The organism is Caldimonas sp., assembly GCF_046289365.1.
In the GTDB taxonomy this organism is placed as follows: domain Bacteria; phylum Pseudomonadota; class Gammaproteobacteria; order Burkholderiales; family Burkholderiaceae_C; genus Caldimonas.
The window spans coordinates 1-5822 of record NZ_JBKBVU010000195.1; the positions used below are offsets into that span (position 1 = coordinate 1).

The 5822-nt window shown below is 69.7% G+C and carries 5 protein-coding genes; 1 reads left to right on the top strand and 4 read right to left on the bottom strand.

All coding sequences use genetic code 11. The features are described from left to right. The 4 genes from ACK42S_RS14980 to ACK42S_RS14995 form a co-directional block, all read right to left on the bottom strand. Positions 1–1305: ABC transporter ATP-binding protein (locus ACK42S_RS14980; protein WP_409709244.1), on the bottom strand; the 1305-nt coding region annotated here is incomplete at its 3' end. 115 nt (positions 1306–1420) lie between these two features. Beyond that, positions 1421–2791, bottom strand: coding sequence for an NCS2 family permease (locus tag ACK42S_RS14985; RefSeq protein ID WP_409709247.1), 1371 nt, complete (start codon positions 2789–2791; stop codon positions 1421–1423). A 72-nt stretch (positions 2792–2863) separates the two neighbouring features. Then, entirely contained in the window at positions 2864–4180 is a 1317-nt protein-coding gene (gene guaD / locus ACK42S_RS14990; protein WP_409709250.1) for a guanine deaminase, read from the bottom strand. 34 nt (positions 4181–4214) lie between these two features. After that, positions 4215–5168, bottom strand: coding sequence for a LysR family transcriptional regulator (locus ACK42S_RS14995; RefSeq protein ID WP_409709254.1), 954 nt, complete (start codon positions 5166–5168; stop codon positions 4215–4217). A gap of 128 nt (positions 5169–5296) precedes the next feature. Between ACK42S_RS14995 and ACK42S_RS15000 the strand changes: the two genes are divergently transcribed. Beyond that, on the top strand, positions 5297–5822 hold a 526-nt coding region (locus ACK42S_RS15000; protein WP_409709257.1), incomplete at its 3' end, for a 2Fe-2S iron-sulfur cluster-binding protein.

A 5822-nucleotide genomic window follows, 5' to 3' on the forward strand; every position in this document is an offset into this window, starting at 1 on the left:
CTGCGCGGCCGCGCCGACGTCCACCCCCCAGGTGGGCTGGGCCACGATCAGCACCTTGGGGCTGGCGCTGATCTCGCGTCCGACGATGAACTTCTGCAGGTTGCCACCCGACAGGCTCTTGGCCGCCGCAGCCGGCCCGCCGGCCTTGACCTGGAAGCGGCGGATGATCGCCTCGGTCATCTCACGCACACCGCGCATGTCGATCCAGCCGGTGGTGCGGTGCACGGCCTCGGTGCGCGTGAGCAGGGTGTTGAGCGCCAGCGACATGGTGGGCACGGCCCCGCGCCCCAAGCGCTCCTCGGGCACGAAGTGCAGGCCTTGCTCGCGGCGACGGCGGGCGTCGTGGTGGGCGATGTCCTGGCCGAACAGGCGGATGCTGCCCGCCGGGGCGCGCGTGTCCTCGCCCGACAGGGCGGCCAGCAGCTCCTGCTGGCCATTGCCCGAGACCCCGGCCACCCCGAGGATCTCGCCGGCGCGCAGCTCGAAAGCGATGTCGTGCAGCGCGGTGCCGAAGGGGTGGAGCTTGGGCAGGCTCAGGCCCCGCACAGCCAGCGCCACCGGCCCAGCCTGGGCCTCACGGTGCACGAGTTCGGGCGGATCGGAGCCGATCATCAGGCGCGACAGGCTGGCGTTGGTTTCCTTCGTCGGATCGACCTCGCCGGTGACCCGGCCGCCGCGCAGCACCGTGCAGTGGTGGCACAGCGCACGGATCTCGTCGAGTTTGTGGCTGATGTAGAGGATGGAGCAGCCGGTGTCGGCCAGCTTGCGAAGCGTGACGAAGAGCTTGTCCACGGCCTGAGGCGTGAGCACCGAGGTGGGCTCGTCCAGGATGAGCAGCTGCGGGTTGGTGAGCAGCGCGCGCACGATCTCGACGCGCTGGCGCTCGCCCACGCTGAGCGTGTGCACCGGGCGCCCGGGGTCGACGTCCAGACCGTACTGCCCGGAGACCTCGCGGATGCGCTCGCTCACCTGGGCCAGACTCAACCCCCGGCCCAGGCCGAGCCACACATTCTCGGCCGCAGTGAGGGTGTCGAACAGCGAGAAATGCTGGAACACCATGCTGATGCCCAGTTCGCGCGCCTCGTGCGGATTGCGCACCCGCACCGGCTGCCCGTTCCAGCGCATCTCGCCCTCGTCGGGCTGCACCGCGCCGTAGATGATCTTCATCAGCGTGGATTTGCCGGCCCCGTTTTCGCCCAGCACGGCATGGATCTCGCCGGGGGCGACCTTGAGGTTCACCCGGTCGTTGGCCTTGACGGCGGGGTACTGCTTGCTGATGCCCAGCAGTTCGAGGCGCAGGGGCATGGGGTTCTCCAAAGAACGGGCCGGTGGGTTCACGGCCCGTGATTGTGCCTGCGCGGGCGCGGCAGCGGCCAGATGCAAATGCCGGGCCAGCCTGAACGACAGGCCTCGAGGCGTTTCAATGCCCCCCGATGAAGATGAACTTGAAGAGGAAGATGCCGCCGATGATCCACACCATCGGATGGGCCTGGCGAGCCTGGCCGGTGCACAGCTTGAGCACCGCATAGCTGATGAAGCCAAAGGCGATGCCGTTGGCGATGGAGTAGGTCAGCGGCATGGTCAGCGCGGTGACGGCCGCCGGGATGACCTCGGTGGTGTCCTCCCAGTCGAGCTCGGTGAGCTCGCGCAGCATCAGGCAGGCCACAAAGAACAGCGCGGGCGCCGTGGCATAGGCCGGCACCGAACCCGCCAGCGGCGAGATCATCAGGCAAGCCAGGAAGAGCACGGCCACGGTCACGGCCGTCAGGCCCGTGCGCCCGCCGGCCTGCACGCCCGAGGCGCTCTCGATGTAAGCCGTGGTGCTGGACGTGCCCAGCAGCGATCCCGCAAAGATGGCGCCGCTGTCGGCCAGCAGCGCCCGGTTCATGCGGTGCATCTTGCCCTCACCGAGCAGGCCGGCGCGCTTGGCCACGCCCATCAGCGTGCCGGTGGCATCGAAGAGTTCGACCAGAAAGAACACGAGGATCACGTTGAACACCCCCACCGCCAGGGCCCCGCGGATGTCCAGCGCCAGGAAGGTCGGCGCGATCGAGGGCGGCGCGGAGAACACGCCGACGAAGCTGTTGCCCGCGAACACGAAGGACAGCACGGTGGCCAGCAAGATGCCGATCAGGATGGCGCCGCGCACCTTCAGTCGGTCGAGCACCACGATGGTGAAGAAACCCAGGACGGCCAGCACCACCGAGGGCTGGTGCAGATTGCCCAGCGTCACGTAGGTGGCCTTGGACGCGGCGACGATGCCGGCGCTCTTGAGGGCGATGATGGCCAGGAACATGCCGATGCCCACCGTGATGGCCACGCGCAGCGAGTGCGGGATGCCCCGGATGATGAGTTCGCGCAGCTTGAGCAGGGTGACGAGCAGGAACAGGCAGCCGGAGATGAAGACCGCCCCCAGCGCGACCTGCCAGGTGTAGCCCATGCCCAGCACCACCACGTAGGCGAAGTAGGCGTTCAGGCCCATGCCCGGGGCCAGGGCGATCGGGTAGTTGGCATACAGGCCCATGATCAGCGTGCCCAGTGCCGCGATCAGGCAGGTGGCCACGAAGACGGCGTCCTTGGGCATGCCGGCATCGCCCAGGATGGAGGGGTTGACGAAGATGATGTAGGCCATCGTCAGGAAGGTCGTCAGCCCCGCGGTGAGCTCGGTGCGCACGTCGGTGCCGTGCGCGCGCAACTGGAACCAGCGCTCCAGCAGCGGCCGGGGCGCGGCGACGGGCCTCGGCGGGTGGATGTCGGCAACGCCGGGCGTGGGATCGGTCTGGGCCTGCATGACTTGTCTCCTTCTTGCGGGTCGGGTCCGCCCGCTTGTGATGGTCAGGGAACGGGATTCGGGGAACGGCGCTCAGCCGGTGTCGCGCCGCACGCGTGCAACGCCAGCCACGAAGGCCTCGGCCAGGTGACGCTCGTCGGCCAGGGTCATCCAGGCAAACACCTTCTCGTGCAGCCCCGTGGCCACGGCCAGACGGCGCTCGCCCACGGGGCCTCGGGCCCAGTCCCACACGCACAGGTCGGCCATGCGGCCGGCCTCCAGGCTGCCGATCTCGTGGTCCAGCCCCAGGGCGAGCGCGGCGCCGCGGGTGGCGGTGTACAGGCCCTTCCACGCGGTGAGCTTCACGCCCTGCAAGGCCTGCACCTTGTAGGCTTCGGCCAGCGTGCGGATCATCGACAGGCTGGTGCCGCCGCCCACGTCGCTGGCCACGCTCACGCGCGCCCCGGCGTCTTCCAGCGCACGCCAGCCGAACAGGCCGCTGCCGAGGAACAGGTTGGAACTCGGGCTGTGGGCGATCTGGGCGCCGGTGGCCGCCAGCACGGCGCGGTCGGCCTCGTCGAGCCAGATGCCGTGGGCCAGCACGGCGCGCGGGCCGAGCAGGCCGTGGCGGTGATAGACGTCGAGGTAGCTGCGCGCCTGCGGAAAGAGCTCACGCACCCACGCCACCTCGGCGCGGTTCTCGGCCACATGGGTCTGCATGTACAGCCCCGGCACCTCGCGCATCAGGCGGCCAGCCATCTCGAGCTGTGCCACCGTGCTGGTGGGGGCGAAGCGCACGGTCATCGCATAGGCCAGTCGGCCACGGCCGTGCCAGCGTTCGATGAGCTCGCGGCTGTCGGCCTCGGCGCTGTCCACGGTGTCCAGCAGCGCCGGCGGGGCGTTGCGGTCCATCAGCACCTTGCCGGCCACCATGCGCATGCCACGGGCATGGGCGGCGGCCAGCAGCGCGTCGGCGCTGACTTTGTGCACCGTGGGAAAGACCACCGCGCTGGTGGTGCCATGGGCCAGCAGGGCATCGCAGAAGCGTTCAGCGCCGGCCCGGGCCTCGTGCGGGTCGGCATAGCGCTGCTCGGCCGGGAAGGTGTAGGTGTTCAGCCAGTCCAGCAGCTCGGTGCCGAAGCTGGCGATCACGTCGAGCTGGGGCGCGTGCACATGGGTGTCAACGAAGCCCGGCAGCACGAGGCGGCCGCGATGGTCGATGCGCGTCCAGCTCGCATCGAGCGCGGCATCGCTGGATTGCGCGCCGCGGATCACGCCGTCCTCCACCAGCAGCCAGTGGTCGGGGCGGAAGCGCACGGCCGCGCCCGGCTCGGCGCCCCAGCCCGGATCGGCGGTGAAGTCGAGCAGGTCGCCGCGCAGGGCGAACTTGGAGCGTGGAACGGCGGTCATCGGGCAGGCATCGAGGGGATCGGGGTCATTGGAGTCATTGGGGCGCCAGGGCACGGGCGACATCGCGCACCTGCTCACGGAACCAGCGATGGGCGGCGGACGGGTGGGTGCGGTCGTGCCAGAGCTGGTAGTAGCTCATCGGCGGAAAAGCCACCGGGCAGCGCACGATGCGCACCGGCAGGTGGTGGACGTAGCGCTGGCAGAACTGCCGCCCGGTGGTCAGCACCAGCAGGCTGGCCGCCACCATCTGGGGGATCTGCCCAAAGTGGGCGCTGCGCACGGTGACGCGCCGGTGCAGGCCCTGGGCATCGAGGTAGGCGTCGATCACGCCCAGGGCTTCGCGCCCGGTGTGCAGCGGCGTGGGCGCGACGTGTTCGCAGTCCAGGTAGCGCTCGACGCTCCAGCCGCGGGGGCTGCGCACGGCCGGGTGGTCCTGATTGACCAGGCAGACCACCTCGTCGGTGAGCAGGCGCCCCAGGTGCAGCTCCTCGGGCGGTTCCAGCCAGTTGCCCACCACGAGGTCGACCTCGCCCGAGGCCAGGGCGCGGCGCACATCGAACTCGGCCGTCAGCGGCACGAGGTCGAGCTGCACGAGCGGCGCCTCGTGCTTGATGTGGGCCACGAGCTGGGGCAGAAAGAGCGGGTCGAGGTAGTCGCTGGCGGCCACGCGGAAGGACCAGGCGGCCGTCTGCGGGTCGAAGCTGCGGCTGCGCTGGCGCGCCCCGAACAGGCGCTCGGCCTCGCGCAGCACGGTGGCCGCAGGCTCCAGCAGGTCCAGCGCGTTGGGCGTGGGCGCCATGCCGTTGCCCGAGCGCACCAGCAGCGCATCGCCCGTCAGCTCGCGCAGCCGACGCAGATGGGCACTGACGGCCGGCTGGGTCAGGCCCAGCTTCAAGGCGGCACGGGAGACGCTGCGTTCGGTGATCACGGTGTGCAGGACGCGGACGAGATGGAGCTCGATCTTGTCGAAATCAGCGCGCAGTGTCATATCCGTTCCCCGATAACCTTTATTCACATTCTCGTATACACAGGGACGACGTTGGCGTTACCGTTGCGGTATCCGCTCCCGGGCTGCTGCCTGTGCAGGAGTGGTCTCGCACCATCACCTTCGACGCCATGCATACGCGACCGATCCGCTTTTACGCCCAAGGCCGGCTGCACACGCTGCCGCAGGCCGTGCCCACCCGCACGGTGCTGCAGCACCTGCGTGAGGACCTCCACTGCACCGGCACCAAGGAAGGCTGCGCCGAAGGCGACTGCGGCGCCTGCACCGTGGTGATCGGCGAGCTGGCCGATCTCTCGTTGCCACCGGCGCCCGGCGTCAGCCGCGTGGGTGCCCTGGACCTGCGCAACGTCAACGCCTGCATCCAGTTCCTGCCGACACTGGACGGCAAGGCCCTGTTCACGGTGGAGGATCTCAAGCGTCTGGCCGGCGGCCGCCTGCACCCGGTGCAGCAGGCCCTGGTCGAATGCCACGGCTCGCAGTGCGGCTTTTGCACCCCGGGCTTCGTGATGTCGCTGTGGCACAGCTACGAACGCCACGGCGGCGGTGCCGCCGGGCGGCCCAGCCGTCAGCAACTGGCCGACGACCTGTCGGGCAAACTGTGCCGGTGCACCGGCTACCGGCCCATCCTGGATACGG

Excerpts from the sequence above, each read along its gene's own strand:
- ACK42S_RS14985 (WP_409709247.1), bottom strand. The coding sequence starts at position 2,791 with ATGCAGGCCCAGACCGATCCCACGCCCGGCGTTGCCGACATCCACCCG.
- guaD (WP_409709250.1), bottom strand. The coding sequence starts at position 4,180 with ATGACCGCCGTTCCACGCTCCAAGTTCGCCCTGCGCGGCGACCTGCTC.
- ACK42S_RS14995 (WP_409709254.1), bottom strand. The coding sequence starts at position 5,168 with ATGACACTGCGCGCTGATTTCGACAAGATCGAGCTCCATCTCGTCCGC.